Below are 22,167 nucleotides of genomic sequence, written 5' to 3' on the forward strand. Positions count from 1 at the left end.
TTGTGTGGGATTAGAAGCGTAGTATTAGCATGGTGTAATACTGGGTAGTTGATATTGTTATTTTTGTTGTGTTTTTTTGGGCATTCACTGCTGGTAGTTATGAGACTTCCAATTAAAGCGGAGGTCGCGTTGCCGCAAGTCGGAGTCTTCCTGCGAGGAGCAAGGAGTCAAGATGTTTGATATTGTCGAACTGTCACGGTTACAGTTTGCCTTAACGGCTATGTACCATTTCCTATTTGTCCCGCTAACGCTGGGTATGGCGTTTTTGCTGGCAATTATGGAAACGGTTTACGTACTGTCTGGTAAACAAATCTATAAAGATATGACCAAATTCTGGGGCAAGTTATTCGCTATTAACTTCGCACTAGGGGTCGCTACGGGTTTGACCATGGAGTTCCAGTTCGGGACTAACTGGTCATATTTCTCTCATTACGTCGGTGATATTTTCGGTGCCCCTCTGGCCATCGAAGGTTTAATGGCGTTCTTCCTGGAATCTACTTTTGTTGGTCTCTTCTTCTTTGGTTGGGATCGGTTAAGTAAACATCAGCATCTGGCGGTGACCTGGTTGGTTGCATTAGGGTCTAACTTCTCAGCGCTGTGGATTCTGGTTGCCAACGGTTGGATGCAAAACCCAATTGCGGCGGATTTCAACTTTGAAACCATGCGGATGGAAATGCTAAGTTTCTCCGAACTGGTTCTTAACCCAGTTGCTCAGGTGAAATTCGTGCATACCGTTGCTGCTGGTTATGTTACCGGTGCGATGTTTGTTCTGGGTATCAGCTCGTACTATCTGTTGAAAGGCCGTGATATTCCGTTTGCCAAACGTTCCTTTGCTATTGCAGCCAGCTTTGGTTTAGCCGCGACATTGTCCGTTATTGTTCTGGGTGATGAATCCGGTTACGAAATGGGTGACGTTCAGAAAACCAAACTTGCTGCCATTGAAGCTGAATGGGAAACGCAACCGCCTCCGGCTGCCTTTACTCTGTTTGCTATCCCTAATCAGGAAAAAATGGAGAATGCCTTTGCCATTCAGATTCCTTATGCATTAGGTTTGATCGCAACCCGTTCATTGGATACGCCGGTTATTGGCCTGCGCGATCTGATGTCTCAGCATGAAGTCCGTATCCGTAATGGTATTCAGGCTTATCACTTGCTGGAACAGTTGCGTGCAGGTAACACCGATCCAGCGATTCGCGCTGAGTTCAATAAAACCAAACAGGATCTGGGCTATGGCTTGTTGCTGAAGCGTTATACGCCGAACGTAACCGACGCCACTGAAGCACAAATTCAGTTGGCAGCCAAAGATTCTATTCCCAAGGTTCTGCCGTTGTACTTCGCATTCCGCATCATGGTGGTATGTGGCTTCCTGCTGCTGCTGATTATCGGTCTTTCGTTCTACAACGTTTGTCGTGGCCGTATTGGTGAGAAGAAATGGCTGCACCGCTTGGCGCTTTGGGGTATTCCATTACCTTGGATCGCGGTTGAAGCGGGTTGGTTTGTGGCAGAGTATGGCCGTCAGCCGTGGGCCATTGGTGAAGTGTTGCCAACTGCCATTGCAAACTCATCGGTAACAGCAGGAGATATCCTGTTCTCCATGGGGCTGATTTGCGGTCTGTATACGCTGTTCCTGGTCGCAGAAATGTACCTGATGTTCAAATTTGCGCGTCTGGGGCCAAGCAGCCTGAAAACCGGTCGCTATCATTTTGAACAGCCGACTGCGCCTGCGCAAGAAGCACGGTAAACAGGAGTCCACTTATGTTTGATTATGAAGTATTACGATTTATCTGGTGGCTACTGATTGGTGTGCTACTGATAGGTTTCGCCGTCACCGATGGTTTTGACATGGGCGTCGGTATTTTACTGCGCATCATCGGTAAAACCGATACCGAGCGGCGGATCATGATTAACTCGATTGCTCCCCACTGGGACGGCAATCAGGTTTGGCTGATTACCGCTGGTGGCGCGCTGTTTGCTGCTTGGCCGATGGTCTACGCCGCAGCGTTCTCCGGTTTCTATATTGCGATGATTCTGGTGCTGGCAGCGTTGTTCTTCCGGCCCGTAGGTTTTGACTACCGTTCGAAACTGGAAAACAGCCGTTGGCGCAACATGTGGGACTGGGGCATCTTTATCGGTAGCTTCGTTCCTGCGGTGGTATTTGGCGTGGCCTTCGGTAACTTGTTGCAGGGTGTTCCATTCCATATGGATACCTATATGCGCTTGTTCTATACCGGTAACTTTTTCCAGTTGCTCAACCCGTTTGGTCTGTTGGCGGGGGTTGTCAGCCTGACTATGTTAGTCACACAAGGTGCAACTTACCTGCAAATGCGCACCCGTGGTGAAGTCCACCTGCGTTCTCGCGCTGCTGCACAGATTTGTGCGTTGGTGATGGGTGTGGCCTTCCTGTTGGCAGGTATCTGGGTAGTGAAGGGGATTGACGGCTTTGTGATCACGTCAGCACTCAATACGGCTGCAGAATCCAATCCAATGCGTAAAGAAGTCGCACATCAGGCCGGAGCTTGGTTGATTAACTTCAACAAATACCCAAGCCTGTGGGCATTGCCTGCGCTAGGTGTCATTCTGCCACTGTTCACGATTTTGTTCTCGCGGATGGAAAAAGGTGCATTGGCGTTTATCTCCTCATCACTGACTATTGCCTGTGTGATTTTGACAGCTGGGGTCACCATGTTCCCGTTCGTTATGCCGTCCAGCACTGTGCCAAACATCAGTCTGACTATGTGGGATGCGACATCTAGCCTGCTGACGCTGAAAGTGATGACTATCGTTGCTATCATCTTTGTACCGATTATCTTGATCTACACCAGTTGGTGCTACTACAAGATGTTTGGTCGTATTGATAAAGAATTTATCGATAACAACAAGCATTCACTGTACTAAGGAGCATATAGCATGTGGTATTTTGCCTGGATTCTCGGAACACTTCTGGCCTGCTCCTTTGGTATCATTACTGCTCTGGCATTAGAGCAGAGTGAGGCCAATGCGGCAGCGAAAGCAGCCAATAACGGCAGCGACGATGTTGTCCGATAAGTTGTACGCTTTAATGGATAAGGGCCCGCTGCGGGCCCTTTCACTTATTCTCGCCTTTACCTTGGCATTCTGCGTTTTCTGGGACCCCTCGCGTTTTGCGGCGGCCACCAGTTCACTGGCAGTCTGGCAGGAGGTGTTTTTAGTGTGGGCCGTCTGTACCGGGGTCATCCATGGCGTAGGTTTTCGACCGCAGCGGGTCTGGCTGAGGGCTTTTTTCTCGCCACTTCCTGCAATTGTGATCTTGGGCGCGGGAATTTTTCATTTTTTCGCCTAATCTTGCAGCTAATTTGCCTTATGGGTCGTCCGACCCATAATTATTTTCGTTCTCACCTTGCAAGTCATTCCAAAGCGAATCGCTCTTCAGTATAGTGTCTCCGTTAATTGCATTACTGGGAAGTAGAGTGAGTAATACGTTGTTTCGATGGCCGGTTCGCGTCTATTTTGAAGATACCGATGCTGGTGGCGTGGTTTATCACGCGCGCTACGTTGCCTTTTACGAAAGAGCGCGCACAGAAATGTTGCGCCAACGCAATTTTCACCAGCAGCAATTGCTCAGTGAGCATGTTGCTTTCGCTGTCCGACGCATGACGGTAGAATATCTGGCTCCAGCACGTCTTGATGATATGCTTGAAGTGGAGAGCGAGATTACCGAAATGCGAGGGGCTTCTCTCTCGTTTGCTCAACGAATTTTCGATTCTCATGGCAATCTTCTGAGTAGTGCAGAAGTATTGATCGCATGCATCGAACCACACCAAATGAAGCCAAGAGCGCTTCCTAAGTCTATTGTCGCGGAGTTTAAGTAGTGGCTGACATGAACATTCTGGATTTATTCCTGCAGGCAAGCCTATTCGTTAAGCTTATTATGCTGGTTCTGATGGGCTTTTCTATTGCGTCATGGGCGATCATCATTCAACGAACGCGAGTTCTGAATGCTGCCACGCGCGATGCTGAAGCTTTCGAAGACAAATTTTGGTCCGGTATTGAGCTTTCCCGCTTATATCAAGAAAGTCAGGCTCGCCGCGACACTCTGGGGGGTTCAGAGCAGATCTTCCACTCAGGTTTTAAAGAATTTGCCCGTTTACACCGTGCAAACAGCCACGCTCCTGAAGCGGTTATCGACGGTGCTTCTCGCGCCATGCGTATTTCGATGAACCGTGAATTGGAAGCGTTGGAAAATCATATTCCGTTCCTCGGTACTGTTGGTTCAATCAGTCCGTATATTGGCCTGTTTGGTACAGTATGGGGGATTATGCATGCCTTTATTTCTCTGGGTGCGGTGAAGCAAGCGACATTGCAGATGGTTGCGCCAGGGATTGCAGAAGCACTGATTGCTACCGCGATTGGTCTATTTGCAGCCATCCCTGCCGTTATGGCGTATAACCGCCTTAATCTGCATGTCAGCAAGCTTGAGCAGAACTATGACAACTTTATGGAAGAGTTCATCGCTATTCTGCATCGCCAGGCTTTCGCCAGCACCGAGAGCAAATAAGTAGGGGGTTGTATGGCGCGAGTACGTGGTCGTAAACGTCGCGAGCTTAAGTCTGAAATTAACATTGTTCCCTTGCTCGACGTACTGCTGGTTTTATTGCTGATTTTTATGGCAACAGCACCCATCATTACGCAAAGTGTTGAGGTAGATTTGCCTGATGCTACGGACTCGAAAACAGTATCCAGCGATGATAATCCGCCGGTAATTGTGGAAGTTTCTGGTGTTGGTCAATACACAGTGGTGGTCGATCATCAGCGGCTGGAACAGTTGCCAGAGCAGCAGGTTATTGCGGAAGCAAAGGCGCGTTTGACCGCCAATCCGAAAACCGTGTTCCTAATCGGTGGTGCCAAAGAAGTGCCTTATGATGAAATCATCAAGGCGCTGAATATGCTCCACCAGGCTGGTGTCACTTCGGTTGGATTAATGACTCAGCCGCTCTAAGAATGTGTTGATGCTGACTGGGTTTGAAATGCATTCCGGTCAGTAAAAACCCTGTTTTTGAACATCGAGTGTGGAAATCGAGCGTGGGAAAGGCAACCGAGCAAAACGATAAGTTGAATCGCGCCGTTATTGTTTCGGTCGTTCTGCACATTATATTGATTGGCCTGCTAATTTGGGGCTCTTTGACGCAGAAGACTGAAATGGGCGGCGGCGGCGCAGGCGGCGAAGTGATTGACGCCGTAATGGTCGATCCCGGTGCTGTGACCCAGCAATATAACCGTCAACAATCTCAACAGGCCGATGCTAAACGTGCCGAAGAACAGCGTAAGAAGAAAGCTGCACAGCAGGCAGAAGAATTACAACAGCAGCAGGCCGCCGAACAGCAGCGCCTGAAAGAGCTGGAAAAAGAGCGTCTGCAAGCACAGGAAGATGCGAAGCAGTCTGCGGAAGAACAGAAGAAAGCGGCGGCTGAGCAACAGAAGCTGGCCGCTGAACAACAGAAACAAGCGGCTGACGCAGCAGCAAAAGCCAAAGAAGAACAGAAACAAGCTGAAGCCGCTGCTGCCAAGGCAAAAGCGGAAGCGGAGAAGGTGGTAAAAGCCGCCGCCGATGCACAGAAAAAAGCCGAGGCGGAAGCTAAGAAAGAAGCGGCTGTAGCGGCAGCGGCGAAGAAACAAGCAGAAGCTGACGCCAAAAAAGCGGCAGAAGAAACGAAGAAGGCGGCAGAAAAAGCAGCTGATGAGGCTAAACAGCAAGCCGCTGACGCCGCAGAAAAGAAAAAGGCCGCCGCTGACGCCAAAAAAGCAGCAGCTGCCGATGCCAAGAAAAAGGCTGCCGCAGAGGCTGCTGCTGCCACGGATGTTGACGATCTCTTTGGTGGACTGGCTTCGTCTAAAAATGCACCTAAAAGTGGTACTGGTGCCGGTGAGGCCGCAGCAGGTAAGGGCGGGGGCAAGAAAAGCGGTGCATCAGGTGCAGAAATCAGTGGTTATCTGGGCCAGATCACCGCCGCGATTCAAAGTAAGTTTTACGATGCAGATTTGTATAAAGGCCGTACCTGTGATCTGCGGATCAAACTGGCTCCAGACGGTCTGTTGAGAGACATAACAGCGGAAGGTGGCGACCCTGCATTGTGTCAGGCCGCGATAGCCGCAGCGAGACAAGCTAAAATTCCTAAACCACCAAGTAAAGATGTTTACGAGGTATTTAAGAATGCGCCGGTTTCCTTTAAGCCACAATAAGTGTTGTTTAACCAGGTATTGGTTTGTTAATCAACCGCGGATTATGTAGTTTTGTTTGCGTTGGTTTGTTAAAATTCTGCTAATTATCGCGAGCATCCTGCTCGGGTAAGGGAGACAAGATGAAGCAGGCATTTCGAGTAGCGCTAGGTTTTTTAGTTTTATGGGCTTCTGTGTTACACGCAGAAGTTCGTATTGAAATCACCCAAGGGGTGGATTCGGCACGTCCGATCGGTGTTGTTCCGTTTAAATGGATGGGGCCGGGTACACCACCAGAAGAAATCGGTTCTATTGTCGCGGCTGACTTGCGCAATAGCGGTAAATTCAACCCGATTGACGTGGCGCGGATGCCACAACAGCCGTCAACCGCAGCAGAAGTCACGCCTGCGGCCTGGACTGCATTGGGCATTGATGCTGTTGTTGTTGGCCAGGTACAACCGGGCGCAGACGGCAGCTATCTGGTTTCTTACCAACTGGTTGATACAGCCGGTGCTGCGGGCAGTATTTTGGCGCAGAATCAGTATAAAATAACCAAGCAGTGGTTACGTTATTCTGCCCATACCGCCAGTGATGAAGTTTTTGAAAAACTGACGGGCATCAAAGGAGCTTTCCGCACACGTATTGCCTATGTGGTGCAGACCAATGGTGGCAAGTTCCCACACGAACTACGGGTTTCGGACTACGATGGCTATAATCAATTTGTTGTGCATCGTTCACCTGAACCTCTGATGTCTCCGGCCTGGTCGGCAGATGGCAGCAAGATTGCTTATGTTACATTTGAGAGTGGCAAGTCTGCACTGGTTATTCAAACGTTGGCCAATGGCGCAATTAAACAGGTTGCCTCGTTCCCACGTCACAACGGTGCTCCGGCATTCTCACCTGACGGTACCAAACTGGCATTTGCTTTATCTAAAAGTGGTAGCCTGAATCTGTACGTAATGAATTTGGCCTCCGGCCAGATCAGTCAGGTCACTGATGGCCGTAGCAATAACACGGAGCCAAGCTGGTTCCCTGATAGCCAGAATCTTGCCTACACCTCAGACCAAGGTGGTCGTCCACAGGTGTATAAAGTGAATATTAATGGCGGTGCGCCGCAGCGCATTACGTGGGAAGGTTCTCAGAACCAGAACGCGGATGTGAGCGCTGATGGTAAATTCCTGGCGTTGGTTAGTTCCAGCAGCGGGAGTCAGCACATCGCCAAACAGGATCTAGAAACGGGAGCCGTTCAAGTTCTAACGGACACGTTCCTGGATGAAACGCCTAGTATCGCGCCTAACGGCACCATGGTGATCTATAGCTCGACTCAAGGGCTGGGTTCCGTGTTACAGCTGGTCTCGACTGATGGGCGTTTCAAAGCGCGTCTTCCGGCAACTGATGGACAGGTAAAATTCCCTGCCTGGTCGCCGTATCTGTGATGCATGTGTAAATACGTATGTATGGCAAACTATAAAAAGGATCAAAGAGATGCAACTGAACAAAGTGCTGAAAGGGCTGATGTTGGCATTGCCAGTTCTGGCTATCGCTGCTTGTAGTTCTAACAAAAGCGCAAACAATGACCAATCTGGCATGGGCGCTGGCACTGGTACAGAAAGCAGCAACCTGTCTTCAGAAGAGCAAGCTCGTCTGCAAATGCAGGAACTGCAAAAGAACAATATCGTTTACTTCGGCTTCGATAAATACGATATCGCTTCTGACTTCGCTCAAATGCTGGATGCACATGCTGCATTCTTGCGTAGCAACCCGTCTTACAAAGTTGTTGTTGAAGGCCACGCGGATGAACGCGGTACGCCAGAATACAACATCGCTTTGGGCGAGCGTCGTGCTAACGCAGTGAAAATGTATCTGCAAGGCAAAGGCGTTTCTGCTGACCAAATCTCTATCGTTTCTTACGGTAAAGAAAAACCAGCAGTACTGGGCCATGACGAAGCAGCGTTCGCTAAAAACCGTCGTGCAGTTCTGGTTTACTAAGAGAATCGCATGAACAGTAACTTCAGACGTCACTTGTTGAGTCTGTCGTTACTGGTTGGCGTAGCGGTCCCATGGGCCGCTACTGCCCAAGCGCCAATCAGTAATGTCGGCTCCGGCTCGGTAGAAGATCGAGTCACTTCATTAGAGCGTATTTCTAACGCTCACAGCCAGCTATTGACTCAACTCCAGCAACAACTGTCAGATTCGCAACGCGATATCGATAGTCTGCGTGGTCAGATCCAAGAAAACCAATATCAGCTAAATCAAATTGTCGAACGGCAAAAACAGATCTACCAGCAAATGGATAGTCTGGGCGGGCAGGGTGCGCAAAATTCAGCGTCTGCCGCAGCTGGAGCGTCGGCAGAGAATGCTGCTACTGGAGCAACTGATAACGCAGTGGCAGGTACGGTAGCCAGTACAGCGGCACCGGCCAGCACTGGTGATGAGAACAGCGACTATAACGCAGCCGTTTCTCTTGCTCTGGAGAAAAAACAGTATGATCAAGCGATCACTGCTTTCCAGGGGTTTGTGAAGCAGTACCCAAAATCGACTTATCAGCCTAACGCCAACTATTGGTTAGGGCAGTTGTATTACAACAAAGGTAAGAAAGATGATGCTGCATATTACTATGCTGTTGTTGTAAAGAATTATCCAAAGTCTCCAAAAAGTGCAGATGCTATGTACAAAGTTGGTGTGATCATGCAGGAAAAAGGCCAAGGCGACAAAGCCAAAGCTGTTTATCAGCAAGTGATCAAGCAATATCCCAACACGGAAACAGCGAAACAAGCGCAAAAACGTCTTTCTGCACTTTAGTCTTTTTAAGCCCAGTAATTGGTCTGATTGGCTAATTTCTGGGCTTAATCGTGCGAAGAACAAGCAGTTAAACGATTGATTCGAAATTTAAGTTGCGCTGTGGGGAAAAATTAGTAATATATGCCGCCGTTGCCAAGACAACTTGCAAAACGTTAAAGCAGCCGAAAAATAGCACTAAATAATGGGTCGTTAGCTCAGTTGGTAGAGCAGTTGACTTTTAATCAATTGGTCGCAGGTTCGAATCCCGCACGACCCACCATTATGTGTCGTTGTAAAGAAAGTAAGTTATACCGCATCACAGCGGGTCGTTAGCTCAGTTGGTAGAGCAGTTGACTTTTAATCAATTGGTCGCAGGTTCGAATCCCGCACGACCCACCATTTGCCTCGTTGTAAAGAAAGTAAGTTGTACCGCATCACAGCGGGTCGTTAGCTCAGTTGGTAGAGCAGTTGACTTTTAATCAATTGGTCGCAGGTTCGAATCCCGCACGACCCACCATTTCCTCAAGTATCTATTAACTCGCCAAAAAAACCAAAACAGCCTATAACACGAACCGTGTGGGTGAGTAACCTGCGTTCAGGTTCGAGCCGAGCGAAGCGAGACAGCAACGCACAGCGTTGACCCGAAGGGCGAGTCCACAGGACGAGTCATCCCGCACGACCCACCATTTCCTCAAGTATCTATTAACTCGCCAAAAAAAACCAAAGCAGCCTATAACACGAACCGTGTGGGTGAGTAACCTGCGTTCAGGTTCGAGCCGAGCGAAGCGAGACTGTACGTCTGCGCATGGGGCGCAATATAAATTCTTTATTCTCGGTTGGTTAAGTCCCCCCGCTCGCGGTAGACTACACATCTGGTAAATTGTGCCAAACTCGTTTTAGCGATGTTCGACTTCCTCAGTGCCGAAGATAATTGCCGTTTTCAGCAGCGATATTTCTCTCCATTTTTAAATCGATTAAACATATTTTGCACTTTTCAATAAATTTGGGCGACTTTTGTTCATATCTTGGGTATTTTGTTTAGGATAAAAAACAAAATTACTTATTTTTATGGAAAGGTCGGTGAGTAACCCATTTTTTCCGTACACCCAGTGACGAGATATGAGCGATGAGCGAAACTTTTGACGTAAATGCGGCTATCTATCCTTTTCCGGCCAAGCCTGCCCCTTTGAATCATGATGAGAAAACTTTCTATCGTGACAAGATCAAAAGGTTGCTGAAACAGCGGAATGCTGTGTTGGTCGCTCATTACTACACCGATCCTGAAATTCAGGTGCTGGCAGAAGAAACCGGAGGTTGTGTCGCGGATTCGCTAGAAATGGCGCGCTTCGGCAATAGTCATCCGGCTTCCACGCTGTTAGTGGCCGGAGTGCGTTTTATGGGGGAGACGGCAAAAATCCTCAACCCAGAAAAACAGGTGCTGATGCCAACCCTTAATGCTGAGTGTTCGCTAGATCTGGGTTGCCCGGCAGACGAGTTCGCCGCATTTTGCGACAGTCATCCGGATCGCACGGTTGTGGTCTATGCCAATACCTCAGCGGCGGTAAAAGCACGAGCCGACTGGGTTGTGACCTCCAGTATTGCGGTAGAACTGATTGAACATCTGGATAGCCTAGGCGAGAAGATCATCTGGGCACCGGATCGTCATTTGGGCAATTATGTACAACAGAAGACCGGAGCCGATGTTCTATGCTGGCAGGGAGCCTGTATCGTCCATGACGAGTTTAAAACCCAGGCGCTGATACAGATGAAGGCCTTACATCCTGATGCCGCCATTTTGGTACACCCGGAGTCTCCTCAGGCGATAGTCGATATGGCTGATGCCGTCGGATCGACCAGCCAGCTTATTCAAGCGGCCAAAACATTGCCGCAGAAAAAATTAATTGTGGCCACCGATCGCGGGATTTTTTACAAAATGCAGCAAGTTTGCCCGGACAAAGAGTTATTTGCCGCACCGACCGCCGGAGAGGGAGCAACTTGCCGTAGCTGCGCCCATTGTCCTTGGATGGCCATGAATGGCCTCAAAGCTATAGCTGAAGGCCTGGAGCAGGCAGGGGTAATGCACGAGATACAGGTGGATGAAGCATTGCGTCAGCAGTCTCTGATTCCGCTTAACCGTATGCTTGAGTTTGCGAATCAGTTGAAACAGCAGGCACAGAGAAAAATCTGAGCATGAAATCTGGATTGATAGGGCTACAGTAGGCCGTTTTGGCGGATAACTAAAAGGATTAGCGGATGAACTTTTTTAGTACGGGCAATATATTGGTACATATTCCCCTTGGATCACAGGGATACGATTTATCTTGGATTGAAGCGATAGGCACGCTGTTTGGCTTGCTATGTATCTGGTTTGCCAGCAAAGAAAAGATTATTAACTACTTGTTTGGCCTGATTAATGTCACGTTATTCGCCGTTATTTTCTTCCAGATTCAGCTGTATGCCAGCCTACTGCTACAGGTTTTCTTCTTTGTTGCCAATATTTATGGGTGGTACGCCTGGAGTCGACAGACTGCGGATAATCAGGTTGAACTTAAAATTCGTTGGCTATCGTTACCAAAAGCGCTGGGTTGGGGCGTGGTGTGCGTAGTGGGGATTTTGCTAATGACCTTCAATATTGATCGTGTGTTTGCCTGGCTGACGGGTATAACCGTCGCCCTGATGCAGGCGCTGGGTGCCAATGTGCAGGTACCGCATCTGGAACCGGATTCCTTCCCGTTCTGGGATTCGACCATGATGGTGTTGTCCATCGTTGCCATGATCCTGATGACTCGGAAATATGTGGAGAACTGGCTGATTTGGATCATTATTGATGTGATCAGCGTGGTAATTTTCACCTATCAGGGCGTCTACGTTATGGCGCTGGAATACGTTATTCTGACGCTGATTGCGCTTAATGGTTGGTGGCTATGGATTAAAAGCGCCAGCCATAATCACTCTCGACCGCTATCAACAGAGCATTAGGGTAGTGAAGCTGTGATTGCATTCAAACTATGAATTGTACGATCTAATAATTTGCGAAGTTGAGTATAGGTTTCATCAATGATTTGCCCCTGCTGGCATTCAATAACCAGTTGTTGGCACAACGCTGCACCCTGTGCATGTTGCAGAATCAGGAAGCTGCCTTTAATGCGATGCGCGGTTTTTTCCACCAGCGATAAGGCGGGTTTCGGTTGCTCGAGCAAATTGGCATCCTGCATCAGGGAATCGATCAGCGTGGTTGCCAGTTTGCGCATCATGCCGCTGTTTTGGTGAGACAGAGCGTCGAGAAGCTGTCTCAAATCATCGGTATCATCGGGTTTGGCAATTGCTTCCAGATGCAGAATATTCTCAATAGCGGACAAGGAGATCGGTTTGGTCAGCCAATGGTCAATGGTGACATTACCGGGCAGAATCCGAGTGAATTCTTGTACGTCGGCCGAGCAGAGAATAATTTTTACCGGTACCTGATTTTGCTGGCGCTCCAAATAGCGGATCACTTTTGCTAATGTAAAACCGTCAGGATGCGGCATGTTGTAGTCGATAAATAATAAATCGAATGGCTGCAAGCGATGGGCTTGCAACAGATCTCTTCCATTCTCAAACAATTCGGACGGCCTGCCCAAATGATTTAACTGTTGCTGCATCAGTAACAGGTTGGTGGGATGATCGTCCACCACGGCAATTCTCAGTGATGGTAAGGCGGCCAATGGCACGCTGCTTTTTTTTATCGACAGGCCCGAGGTGGTTTCTTCAACTGCAACGGCTACAGCAGCAGGCAGGGAGATATTGACCTGTGTTCCTTGGCCTGTTTGTGAGGTTAGCGCTATGTGTCCACCCATTTGGTGGATGATTTCTTTGCAGATCGATAATCCTAAACCACTACCTTGCACCGACATACTTTTGCTGTTTCCGGCGCGATAAAAAGGCTGGAACAGATGAGGCAGTTCTTTGGCGGAGATACCGCAGCCTGAGTCCTGCACCTGCAAGTGCAAGGTGCCGGATTTATCATCAACAGGCTGCCATTGAATATCGACACTGATTTCGCCGCGTTGGGTAAATTTGATGGCGTTGGCAATCAGATTATTCATCACCTGAAGCAGCCGCCCACCATCGACCATAATGGCCCCCGGTAAGGACTCACTATGGCTAACCGTGAAGCTTACTGGGCGCATACCCAGTAAGGGCTGATAAACAGCACTGATATGGCTTATCCACGGCAACAGTGGCATCGGCTTGGCGTTCAGCTGTAAGGCACCGGTTTCCAGCTTGGCATAGTCTTGCAAATCATTGAGTAAACTGAGTAATGAGGAAGCCGAACTGTAAATCACCGGTAAATTGTTATTCTGCTGTCCCTGTTGCTTTAGTTCCAGCTCCAGTAACCCGAGAATAGCATGCATTGGCGTACGTAATTCGTGGCTGATGGTCGCCAGAAATTTGCTTTTCTTACGGTTTGCCGCTTCGGCGTCACGACGCGCCAGTTCCAGTCGGTTGCGTTCTCGCTGCTCTTTTCGTTGCTGGATAAATCGCCGTAGCAGGACAAAGAGTAATCCGGCAATAATCAACCCCAGCAGAGTGAGCAACCAACCCGCTTGGGGCATCATGCGATTTTCATTAACCGCAGCAATCAGGCTGCTGCGATCCGATGTCCAGTCATCACGCAGAGATTGCAGCGTGGCAGGAGGGATCTGTAGCAGATTCTTATTTAGGATGGAAAGTAATAGCGGTGAATCGGGCCTGATACCAAAGGCTATCGGATAGGCAATATTATTTGCGGCAAAAGCCAGCTTGATCGCACCAGAATAGCGGGAAAGTACAATAAAATTAGCGGAGATAACATTGTCTACCAGCCCGTCAATTTGCCCATTGGCCAAAGCGTCATACAGAGATTTACTGTTACCAAAGCTCACGATTGTTGATGCTGGCGGAATAAGGTGTAGAGCGAGGCTGCCATTAATGACGCCAATGCGTTTCCCGGCCAAATCTTTCCAGGTAGAAATGCTTTCTGTGTATTCATTGATGTAGACACCCCATAACGCACGATAGATGGGGATAGTGCTGTCGTAATGTTCTTTAAAACCTCGGGTTAATGGAAGTGCTGCCCGGAATAAGGCTTTTTTTTCATTAACTTGTTGGTCCGTCTGCTGAGGATTGCTACCCCAGACCGGGATGAACTTTAATCCGGTATTCTGGGCGATAATATTGAGAATAGCGACAATATAGCCGTGAGGTTCACCATCAGAACCTCGATAGCTGAAAGGGTAGTCATTTTCGATGATTGCATAATGAACCTGTGGATTTTCTTTCACCCATTCCTGTTCGAGTGGTGAAAGATCGGCGTTACCGGTATCCCGATAGCTGGGAATTTTTTTGCTCCAGCGATTCTGGATAATATTTACCGTTTCCATCGGTAAGTTACTGATAACTTGGTCGAGTATCTCAATTAGGGATTTGTGACTGGAGGAGAAGACCAGGGAGAGGTTTCCTAATTTAATGGCGCTCTCTATCTGATAAATTTGCCCCAGTTGTAACTGGTCGATAATAAAACTGGCGCTGGTTTCGTCGGCAATAAAGTAGTCATTGGTGCCATTTAATAATGAATAAACAGCCTGTAGATTACTGTCAAAAAGATTCACATGAGCGGTTTGATTATTGATCTCATCATAGGCCTGCATACCGGTAATTTTGCTGATGGCAATTCGGCTATCTTTCGAGTTCAGCATAATTGCGCGGCTATTTTGTCGATTGCGCAATACGCGGAGATTACTGACGTAATAAGGTCGGGATGAAAAGAGATTGGGCGTGGATCCATTCTGCGGTATACCAAACAGTAAATCGATCTGCTGGTTCTTCATCGCCAGATTTAGCTGGGCGAGATCGGCAAAGCCATAAATGGCAATATAAGCCCCTGTTGCTTGCTGAATATAGTCAAGATAGTCAGCATTCAGGCCATAAAGGTCATCATCGACAATAATATTGTAAGGGCTGAGGTTATCACTCAGAATGCCGACCCGTAGGGTTTTACCGCGCCAATCATTTTTCTGTGTAGCAAAGGTCTGATCTATGGGAACGTTGATACTGCTGATTAAATTATAACGAGCGGGGTCATCAGCCCGTACTGAAAGAGGCAGACCTAACTGGATAATGGTCAGCAGTAGCCAAAGATATTTCATGGTTGCAGATCGTTAAATACGGCAATTAATTCAAGAAGATTAGTTGCCCCGGTTTTATTCAAAATATTCTTCTTATGAGTACTGACAGTTTTATTGCTGATATTTAACATTTGCGCGATATGCAAATTAGAATGGCCTTTTGCCAGCAAACCTAATATCTGGATTTCTTTCTGTGTCAGACTATGTTTTTCCGTATTCTCCGCCGAGACGGTATAAGCAATTTCTTCCGGAAAGGCCATGTTCCCGTCGAGCACGCTGCCAATCGCATCCAGCAGTTGCGTCATTAAACTGCCCTTATGCACAAAGCCCTGAGCACCAGCATGGTAAGCCATTTTTGCGTAGACCTCAGTCTCTTGGGAGGTATAGACGATCACGGGTAACTCTGAGTAATGACGGCGAATTTTTCGTAAAAAATGCAATCCATCAACCTGCGGTAAGCCAATATCCAGAATTAATAACTCGAAAGAATGCTCCGCTAACCGCTGTAGCGCCTGCTGATCGTCGGATACGCCTTGCAACTGGTAGAGTACAGTCGATTGTAACAATGCCGCTTCAAGGGCGACATGTACAACGGGATGGTCATCAACTAATAGCAGCCTTGGCATAGCGTCTTTTACCTTTAGATATATATCATCCAAATTAATTATCTAACTAAATTCATTATGAGCGAGTTAAGTACTGGCGAATAGAGAAATATGAATAATTTTCAATAAAATGATGAATTAAAAAGTGTCTGGCTGTCCGATATGCAACGAAATATAGAGCAATAATTATAATTAGCATGCGTATATTATTTTATCTGGAATGGAGCGGTAGAAGGCAGTGGATTTTTACCAGAAGTTCAAGCTGTACGCTTAAAGCGATAAAGAAGATTTACAGCGTTCAATTCACAGGCTAGATTGGTTGAAACCTTAAATATGCAATGATTGTCACAAGACTGAATGGAAGAGCTATGAATTACCAGAATGATGATTTACGGATTAATGAAATTAAGGAACTCCTGCCCCCCGTGGCCTTGCTCGAGAAATTTCCTGCCAGTCGGCGTGCTGCTGAAACCGTCTCTCAGACGCGGAATGCGATTCATCAGATTCTGCGTGGTTCTGACGATCGTTTATTAGTGGTGATCGGTCCCTGTTCAATTCATGATATCCAGGCGGCGAAAGAATACGCTACGCGTCTGCTGTCACTGCGTGAAGAGCTAAAAGGCGAATTGGAAGTCGTCATGCGGGTGTATTTTGAAAAACCGCGGACTACCGTGGGCTGGAAAGGTCTGATTAACGACCCACATATGGATAATAGTTACGACATCAACGAAGGTCTGCGTCTGGCGCGTAAATTGTTGCTGGATATCAATGACAGTGGTTTACCGGCGGCGGGTGAGTTTCTGGATATGATCACACCGCAGTATCTGGCGGATTTGATGAGTTGGGGAGCCATTGGCGCGCGTACCACCGAATCTCAGGTTCACCGTGAGCTGGCTTCCGGTCTATCTTGCCCGGTTGGGTTTAAAAATGGTACCGATGGCACGATTAAAGTGGCGATCGATGCTATCAATGCTGCAGGGGCACCGCATTGCTTCCTGTCAGTGACCAAATGGGGCCACTCCGCAATCGTTAACACGGCGGGTAACAGCGACTGCCATATTATTTTGCGTGGCGGTAAAGAGCCGAACTACAGCGCTGCTGATGTTAGCGCAGTGAAAAACGGTCTGAATAAAGCCAACCTGTCGGCGCAAATAATGATTGATTTTAGCCATGCCAACAGCAGTAAGCAATTCAAGAAGCAACTGGAAGTGGGCACCGATGTGTGTCACCAGATTGCCAATGGTGAAAAAGCCATTATGGGCGTGATGATTGAAAGTCACCTGGTTGAAGGCAATCAAAGTCTGGAAAGTGGTGAATCATTGGTCTATGGCAAAAGTATTACTGACGCCTGCATCGGTTGGGAAGATACGGAAATTCTGTTGAAACAACTGGCTAATGCAGTTAAAGCGCGTCGCGCATAATATAATAGTGGCCTCCAAGATTGAGTACTGAAAATAATAAACCCCGGCTTGCCGGGGTTTATTTATGGATACAATCTCATCCGGCGAATTACTTCGCTTTACCTTGGTTTGCGACGGCAGCGGCTTTGGCCGCGATTTCATCAGCGTTGCCGAGATAGTAACGTTTAATAGGTTTCAGATTTTCATCAAACTCATAAACCAATGGCACGCCAGTTGGGATATTCAGTTCCAGAATGTCTTCTTCGCTCAGATTGTCCAGATATTTTACCAGCGCACGCAGGGAGTTGCCGTGAGCAGCAACAATAACACGCTCACCGCTGGCAATGCGTGGCTTGATCACTTCATCCCAATAAGGAATAACGCGTTCGATGGTCAGCGCCAAGCTTTCAGTCGTCGGCAACTCTTTGTCAGACAGTGATGCGTAACGTGGATCGTGGCCGGGGAAACGTTCGTCTTCTTTGCTCAATTCTGGTGGTGTGATAGCAAAACCACGACGCCATTGTTTAACTTGCTCGTCACCGTATTTTGCTGCGGTTTCGGCTTTGTTCAGGCCTTGCAGAGCACCGTAATGACGCTCATTCAACTTCCAGGATTTTTCTGTTGGCAACCAAGCCTGATCCAGTTCATCCAGAATGCTCCACAGCGTGTGGATTGCGCGTTTCAGTACGGAGGTATAAGCGAAGTCAAACTCGAAGCCTTCATCTTTCAGCAGCTTACCTGCCGCTTTTGCCTCGGTACGGCCTTTCTCGGACAGGTCAACGTCATACCAGCCAGTGAAGCGGTTTTCGTTGTTCCACTGGCTTTCGCCATGACGTACCAGAACCAGCTTTGTTACTGCCATAGTTCAAACTCCTCAAATGACTAACTTATTCAATGATAACTATTATCATTATATTGCGGGATGACTGCGAACAGCAATCAATAGTGTTTAACCATAGCCAATTTTTTCCCGCAAAGTAAGATCCTGAGTCGAATCGATTCACCTATGAGCCGGGTAGCCATATGCCAGACCGCAATTTACCGGAAGATCACAGCGATGAGATTGTCGTGACATAAGCCAGTGTAACGCTTGCGTATCAATAACCGCTCTTGTCGACTCATGTTGCCATCACACTTATTTTGGGTATTAAAAATACCCCGTAGTGGCAAATCTATCCATGGAGACAATCAGGCGGTTTTTTTCAGGCAACTGCTCATAAAGGTTTTACGGGCATCGCCTTTGAGATCTTTAGCTTCAGCGTTACAGGATTTCATCTTGTTCTGTTGTGGTGTCATGGCTGCTGGCGCATCGGCTTTTAGGCAGTTGCTCATGAATTTTTTCCGTTCATCCCCTTTGAGGGTTTTGCTGGTGGCGGCATGATTACAATCGGTCATTTTTTTCTGCTGCGCTAATTGGGCAGGAGACGGGGTTTTAGCCACATCCGCAGCCATCAAGTTAGCACTTAGCAACAGTCCAGCGGACAACAGCCACAATGTGGTCAGGCGCATAGCATTTCCTTTTGAGTCAGTAAGCGGAAGGATTGCAATCCGCCAGCGGCAACTAGCACGGTATATCTGATTAAGAAGAGGGTTTCTTTTCCCACTATCAGATCGTCAGTTATTGGTTTGACGGATCACTTTAAGCGTAGTCTGTGGTGTAGGCGAAGGGTAGGGTTGGGTGGAAATTCAGTGATATTTTAGGGTGTTTTCGTCTAGCCGCCGGACAGTGCGCCAACGGCAGTATTTTGCGTTTACCCGGAGCGCTGTATAGCCTCGCCCTATCGGGCGGGGTGGATGTCAAACTGCGTTAAATTGATACAAAGTTGTCGAGCGGTAGCGCTTGCCTGGCGTAATCCAGCAATCCGGCTGCGGCCACTCGGGGTGGTTGGGACTATCTGGTAGAAATTCGCTTTCCAGCGCGACGCCAGTGTAAGCGGTGTAAGTCCCACCTGAGCGATTAGGCGTGCCGGCCAGGAAATTCCCGCTATACAATTGTAACGCAGGAGCGGTGGTGAATACGCTCATTTTCACTTTGCCGTCAGCTGACCACAAATGCGCAGCCGGACTGTCGATAGCGCCACAGGTACGGTGCAGTAGGTAGGCGTGATCGTAACCCTTGACCCGTTGCTGATCCGGATCTTGCAGGAAATCCTGAGCCAGAGTTTTCGGCTGGCGGAAATCCATGCTGGTATTGTCAACCGCCGTCAGTGCGTTGGAGGGAATACCTTCGCTGTCTACCGGCAAGTAGCGATCGGCAAACAGTTGCAGGCGATGTTGTCGCACATCATGGCCTTCGCCATCCAGATTGACATACGCGTGATTGGTTAGATTGATTGGGCAGGCCTGATCGACCGTCGCCTGATAGGTAATCTCCAGGCGATTATCTTCCATCAGTTGATAACAGACTTCGACAGTGAGATTACCAGGGAACCCCTGGTCGCCATTTGGGGAGAACAGCTGATAACAGACTTGTCGCTCATCCTGACGAATAATCTGCCAGCGTCGGGCGTGGAACCCTTCAGGGCCACCGTGTAACTGATGTTGACCTTGATTGGGCAGCAAGGAAAATACCTGTCCATTCCGCTGAATACGGGCATTGGCAATTCGGTTAGCATAACGGCCGACGGTGGCGCCTAAATAGGCACCTTGATGCGGATAGTCCGCAGGTGTGGCACAGCCCAACAACAGTTCCCGCCGTTCGCCGTCTCTCAGCGGCAAAATCGCCGACAGCCAAGTTGCGCCCCAGTCCATCAGGCTGATGGTCAGGCCATTGTTATTTTGTAGCTTGGTCAAAGTAAACGGCTGACCGTCCGGTGCCAGTGCAACATGGCTGTTTAGCATATTCCCGCTCCTTGCGACGCCTGACAAACGTAGAACGTTGCCTGCATTCCGCCAGTTTGTAACGGGTATTCACGGCCAACAGTCATACGAACTTGTTCGACTTTATCCAACGGCATCAGCGCCACGATACAGCCGCCAAAACCACCACCGGTCATGCGTACACCGCCTTGCTCGCCAATGACAGATTTCACCATGTCCACCAGACGATCGATCGGCGGAACTGTAATTTCGAAATCATCACGCATTGAAATGTGAGATTCTTGCATTAATTTCCCGATCAATTTTAGATCGCCCTGTGCCAAAGCATCGGCTGCGGCCAGCGTGCGTTCATTTTCGCTAATGACGTGGCGGGCTCGTTTAGCTACCAGCGGATCCAGTTCATTCTGTATGGCGAGGAACTGCGCTGGATCGACATCTCGCAGGGCTTTTACGCCGAAAAAGCGCGCAGCGGCTTCACATTGCTGACGGCGGGTATTGTATTCACTGTCCACCAGACCCCGTTTTACATTGGAATTAATAATCACGACGGCCACATTTTTGGGCATCGATACCGCACGGGTTTCCAGCGAACGACAGTCGATAAGCAGAGCGTGACCTTGTTTGCCCAACGCGGAAATGAGTTGGTCCATAATGCCGCAGTTGCAGCCGACAAACTGATTTTCAGCTTCCTGACCGTTGAGAGCCAATTCAACACCGCTCAATGGCAGTTGATATAGCGATTGAAAGGCCTGACCCACCGCGACTTCCAACGACGCCGAGGAGCTTAATCCTGCGCCTTGAGGGACATTACCGCTGATCACCAAATCGGCACCGCCAAAATGTCTATTCCGCAGTTGCAGGTGTTTGACCACGCCACGGACGTAATCGGCCCAGCGTAATTCGGGATGGTTAACGATTGGCGCATCCAGAGAGAAAATATCTATCTGATTATCATAATCTGCTGCAATCACGCGAACCTGCCGGTCATCTCGCTTCGCCATACTGATGACGGTGGCGTAGTCAATGGCGCAGGGCAGCACGAAACCATCATTATAATCAGTGTGTTCACCAATCAGATTCACCCGACCAGGCGCCTGAATAGTGAGAGTGGGTTCGTAGGCAAAGTATTGACGGAAAATAGCCTGGGTATGTTGTTTTAACGACATGATGTGACTCCGGCTTCTCGATAATGAACATCACTTACCGCCCGCAGGTGTTCAGCGGCCTGTTCCGCCGTAAGGTCGCGCTGACTTTCGGCCAGCATTTCGTAACCCACCATGAATTTACGTACTGTGGCTGAACGTAACAGCGGGGGATAAAAATGAGCGTGTAACTGCCAGTGATGATGATCTGCGGCGTTGTAGGGCGCGCCGTGCCAGCCCATAGAATAAGGGAATGAACAGCAAAACAGATTGTCGTAACGGCTGGTTAATTTCTTTAGCGCCAGAGCCAGATCGGTCTGCTGAGCCGCCGTCAGGGAATCTATGCGTTGTACAGGGAATTTGGGCAACAGCAGGGTTTCGTAAGGCCAGGCAGCCCAATAAGGCACCACGGCTAGCCAGTATTCGGTTTCTACGACTGTTCGGCTGCCATCTGCGGCTTCGCGTCGGGTGTAGTCCAGCAACAGAGGGGATGCGTGTTGCTGGAAATAGTTACGTTGCAGCCGATCTTCACGCTCGGCTTCATTAGGCAAGAAACTGTTAGCCCAGATCTGGCCGTGAGGGTGCGGGTTAGAGCAGCCCATTGCTGCACCTTTATTCTCAAAGATCTGCACCCAAGGATAGATTTTCCCCAATTCTGCACTCTGCTCTTGCCAGGTTTTGATCACCGAGGTTAATTCGCTCAACGAGAGCAAAGGCAAAGATTTACTGTGATCGGGTGAGAAGCAGATAACCCGACTGGTTCCGCGTGCGCTTTGGCAGCGCATCAGCGGATCGTCGGTTTGTGGTGCATCAGGTGTATCGGGCATCAGCGCCGCAAAGTCATTAGTAAACACGTAACTAGCGGGATAATTTGGATTACAGTCGCCAGTTACGCGTAAATTCCCCGGACACAGGAAACAATCGGGATCGTGAGCTGGCTGCTTTTCTGTGGTCACGGGTTCCTGCTGCCCCTGCCACGGGCGCTTTGCCCGGTGGGGGGAGACAAGAATCCATTGATCGCTCAATGGGTTATAGCGACGGTGTGGGTGGTCCACAGGATTAAAGCCAGTCATTTTTCTTT

The 22,167-nt window shown here is 48.7% G+C and carries 21 protein-coding genes, 3 tRNA genes and 1 other RNA gene; 18 read left to right on the forward strand and 7 right to left on the reverse strand.

The window, feature by feature from the left end:
* The first annotated feature begins 172 nt into the window (after positions 1 to 172).
* From cydA to pnuC, 17 genes are all read left to right on the forward strand, one after another.
* Positions 173 to 1,741, forward strand: a complete 1,569-nt coding sequence (gene cydA, locus DJ39_RS08460) for a cytochrome ubiquinol oxidase subunit I (protein WP_004722170.1) — start codon at positions 173 to 175, stop codon at positions 1,739 to 1,741.
* A gap of 14 nt (positions 1,742 to 1,755) precedes the next feature.
* Positions 1,756 to 2,895: a cytochrome d ubiquinol oxidase subunit II gene (gene cydB / locus DJ39_RS08465; protein WP_004722168.1), complete on the forward strand. Its 1,140-nt coding sequence runs from the start codon at positions 1,756 to 1,758 to the stop codon at positions 2,893 to 2,895.
* A gap of 12 nt (positions 2,896 to 2,907) precedes the next feature.
* Entirely contained in the window at positions 2,908 to 3,045 is a 138-nt protein-coding gene (gene cydX / locus DJ39_RS08470; RefSeq protein WP_004722165.1) for a cytochrome bd-I oxidase subunit CydX, read from the forward strand.
* A complete protein-coding gene (gene ybgE, locus DJ39_RS08475) occupies positions 3,032 to 3,319 on the forward strand; it encodes a cyd operon protein YbgE (RefSeq protein WP_038244476.1) in 288 nt (95 codons plus the stop codon). Before cydX ends, ybgE begins: the two co-directional genes overlap by 14 nt.
* A 127-nt stretch (positions 3,320 to 3,446) precedes the next feature.
* Positions 3,447 to 3,848 (forward strand): tol-pal system-associated acyl-CoA thioesterase, encoded by a 402-nt coding sequence (gene ybgC / locus DJ39_RS08480; RefSeq protein WP_004722162.1) that lies wholly within the window; start codon positions 3,447 to 3,449, stop codon positions 3,846 to 3,848.
* Positions 3,848 to 4,534, forward strand: a complete 687-nt coding sequence (gene tolQ, locus DJ39_RS08485) for a Tol-Pal system protein TolQ (RefSeq protein WP_038244475.1) — start codon at positions 3,848 to 3,850, stop codon at positions 4,532 to 4,534. The genes ybgC and tolQ overlap by 1 nt, the downstream gene beginning before the upstream one ends.
* Before the next feature lie 12 nt (positions 4,535 to 4,546).
* On the forward strand, positions 4,547 to 4,975 hold the full coding sequence (gene tolR, locus DJ39_RS08490; RefSeq protein ID WP_004722159.1) for a colicin uptake protein TolR: 429 nt from the start codon (positions 4,547 to 4,549) through the stop codon (positions 4,973 to 4,975).
* A gap of 83 nt (positions 4,976 to 5,058) precedes the next feature.
* Positions 5,059 to 6,216 carry a cell envelope integrity protein TolA gene (gene tolA, locus DJ39_RS08495; RefSeq protein ID WP_004722157.1) on the forward strand — a complete coding sequence of 386 codons (1,158 nt, stop codon included), beginning with the start codon at positions 5,059 to 5,061 and terminating at the stop codon, positions 6,214 to 6,216.
* 119 nt (positions 6,217 to 6,335) lie between these two features.
* Positions 6,336 to 7,628 (forward strand): Tol-Pal system beta propeller repeat protein TolB, encoded by a 1,293-nt coding sequence (gene tolB / locus DJ39_RS08500; RefSeq protein ID WP_038244474.1) that lies wholly within the window; start codon positions 6,336 to 6,338, stop codon positions 7,626 to 7,628.
* A gap of 49 nt (positions 7,629 to 7,677) precedes the next feature.
* The gene (gene pal, locus DJ39_RS08505; RefSeq protein WP_004722151.1) at positions 7,678 to 8,181 is read left to right on the forward strand and encodes a peptidoglycan-associated lipoprotein Pal; all 504 of its coding nucleotides are present in this window, start codon (positions 7,678 to 7,680) and stop codon (positions 8,179 to 8,181) included.
* Positions 8,182 to 8,190: 9 nt separating this feature from the next.
* Positions 8,191 to 8,994 (forward strand): cell division protein CpoB, encoded by an 804-nt coding sequence (gene cpoB, locus DJ39_RS08510; RefSeq protein WP_038244472.1) that lies wholly within the window; start codon positions 8,191 to 8,193, stop codon positions 8,992 to 8,994.
* A gap of 183 nt (positions 8,995 to 9,177) precedes the next feature.
* A tRNA-Lys gene (locus DJ39_RS08515) sits at positions 9,178 to 9,253 on the forward strand.
* 43 nt (positions 9,254 to 9,296) lie between these two features.
* Positions 9,297 to 9,372 (forward strand) — tRNA-Lys (locus DJ39_RS08520).
* Positions 9,373 to 9,414: 42 nt separating this feature from the next.
* Positions 9,415 to 9,490 (forward strand) — tRNA-Lys (locus DJ39_RS08525).
* 43 nt (positions 9,491 to 9,533) lie between these two features.
* Positions 9,534 to 9,659: non-coding RNA, RtT sRNA (locus DJ39_RS17420), on the forward strand.
* Positions 9,660 to 10,099: 440 nt separating this feature from the next.
* Complete coding sequence (nadA, locus tag DJ39_RS08530; RefSeq protein ID WP_004716982.1) at positions 10,100 to 11,161, forward strand: quinolinate synthase NadA; 1,062 nt, start codon at positions 10,100 to 10,102, stop codon at positions 11,159 to 11,161.
* Positions 11,162 to 11,226: 65 nt separating this feature from the next.
* On the forward strand, positions 11,227 to 11,952 hold the full coding sequence (pnuC, locus tag DJ39_RS08535; protein ID WP_038244450.1) for a nicotinamide riboside transporter PnuC: 726 nt from the start codon (positions 11,227 to 11,229) through the stop codon (positions 11,950 to 11,952).
* On the opposite strand, the gene DJ39_RS08540 is transcribed toward pnuC, so the two are convergent.
* Both DJ39_RS08540 and DJ39_RS08545 read right to left on the reverse strand, forming a co-directional pair.
* Positions 11,949 to 15,140, reverse strand: a complete 3,192-nt coding sequence (locus DJ39_RS08540) for an ATP-binding protein (RefSeq protein WP_004716983.1) — start codon at positions 15,138 to 15,140, stop codon at positions 11,949 to 11,951. The two genes, pnuC and DJ39_RS08540, sit on opposite strands and share 4 nt — an antisense overlap.
* Positions 15,137 to 15,745, reverse strand: a complete 609-nt coding sequence (locus DJ39_RS08545; protein WP_038244445.1) for a response regulator transcription factor — start codon at positions 15,743 to 15,745, stop codon at positions 15,137 to 15,139. The genes DJ39_RS08540 and DJ39_RS08545 overlap by 4 nt, the downstream gene beginning before the upstream one ends.
* Before the next feature lie 347 nt (positions 15,746 to 16,092).
* Between DJ39_RS08545 and aroG the strand changes: the two genes are divergently transcribed.
* Positions 16,093 to 17,145: a 3-deoxy-7-phosphoheptulonate synthase AroG gene (gene aroG / locus DJ39_RS08550; protein ID WP_004716984.1), complete on the forward strand. Its 1,053-nt coding sequence runs from the start codon at positions 16,093 to 16,095 to the stop codon at positions 17,143 to 17,145.
* 88 nt (positions 17,146 to 17,233) lie between these two features.
* Here the strand turns inward: aroG and gpmA are convergent, their stop codons facing one another.
* The 5 genes from gpmA to galT all read right to left on the reverse strand — a co-directional run bounded on the left by gpmA (position 17,234) and on the right by galT (position 22,159).
* Positions 17,234 to 17,986 carry a 2,3-diphosphoglycerate-dependent phosphoglycerate mutase gene (gene gpmA / locus DJ39_RS08555; RefSeq protein ID WP_004716985.1) on the reverse strand — a complete coding sequence of 251 codons (753 nt, stop codon included), beginning with the start codon at positions 17,984 to 17,986 and terminating at the stop codon, positions 17,234 to 17,236.
* 326 nt (positions 17,987 to 18,312) lie between these two features.
* A complete protein-coding gene (locus DJ39_RS08560) occupies positions 18,313 to 18,633 on the reverse strand; it encodes a PsiF family protein (protein WP_038244441.1) in 321 nt (106 codons plus the stop codon).
* Positions 18,634 to 18,921: 288 nt separating this feature from the next.
* A complete protein-coding gene (galM, locus tag DJ39_RS08565) occupies positions 18,922 to 19,965 on the reverse strand; it encodes a galactose-1-epimerase (RefSeq protein ID WP_038251295.1) in 1,044 nt (347 codons plus the stop codon).
* Positions 19,959 to 21,110 carry a galactokinase gene (gene galK / locus DJ39_RS08570; RefSeq protein ID WP_038244436.1) on the reverse strand — a complete coding sequence of 384 codons (1,152 nt, stop codon included), beginning with the start codon at positions 21,108 to 21,110 and terminating at the stop codon, positions 19,959 to 19,961. The genes galM and galK overlap by 7 nt, the downstream gene beginning before the upstream one ends.
* The gene (galT, locus tag DJ39_RS08575) at positions 21,101 to 22,159 is read right to left on the reverse strand and encodes a galactose-1-phosphate uridylyltransferase (protein WP_038251296.1); all 1,059 of its coding nucleotides are present in this window, start codon (positions 22,157 to 22,159) and stop codon (positions 21,101 to 21,103) included. Before galT ends, galK begins: the two co-directional genes overlap by 10 nt.
* Positions 22,160 to 22,167 lie beyond the last annotated feature (8 nt).

This window comes from Yersinia ruckeri ATCC 29473, from assembly GCF_000754815.1.
In the GTDB taxonomy this organism is placed as follows: Bacteria; Pseudomonadota; Gammaproteobacteria; order Enterobacterales; family Enterobacteriaceae; genus Yersinia; species Yersinia ruckeri.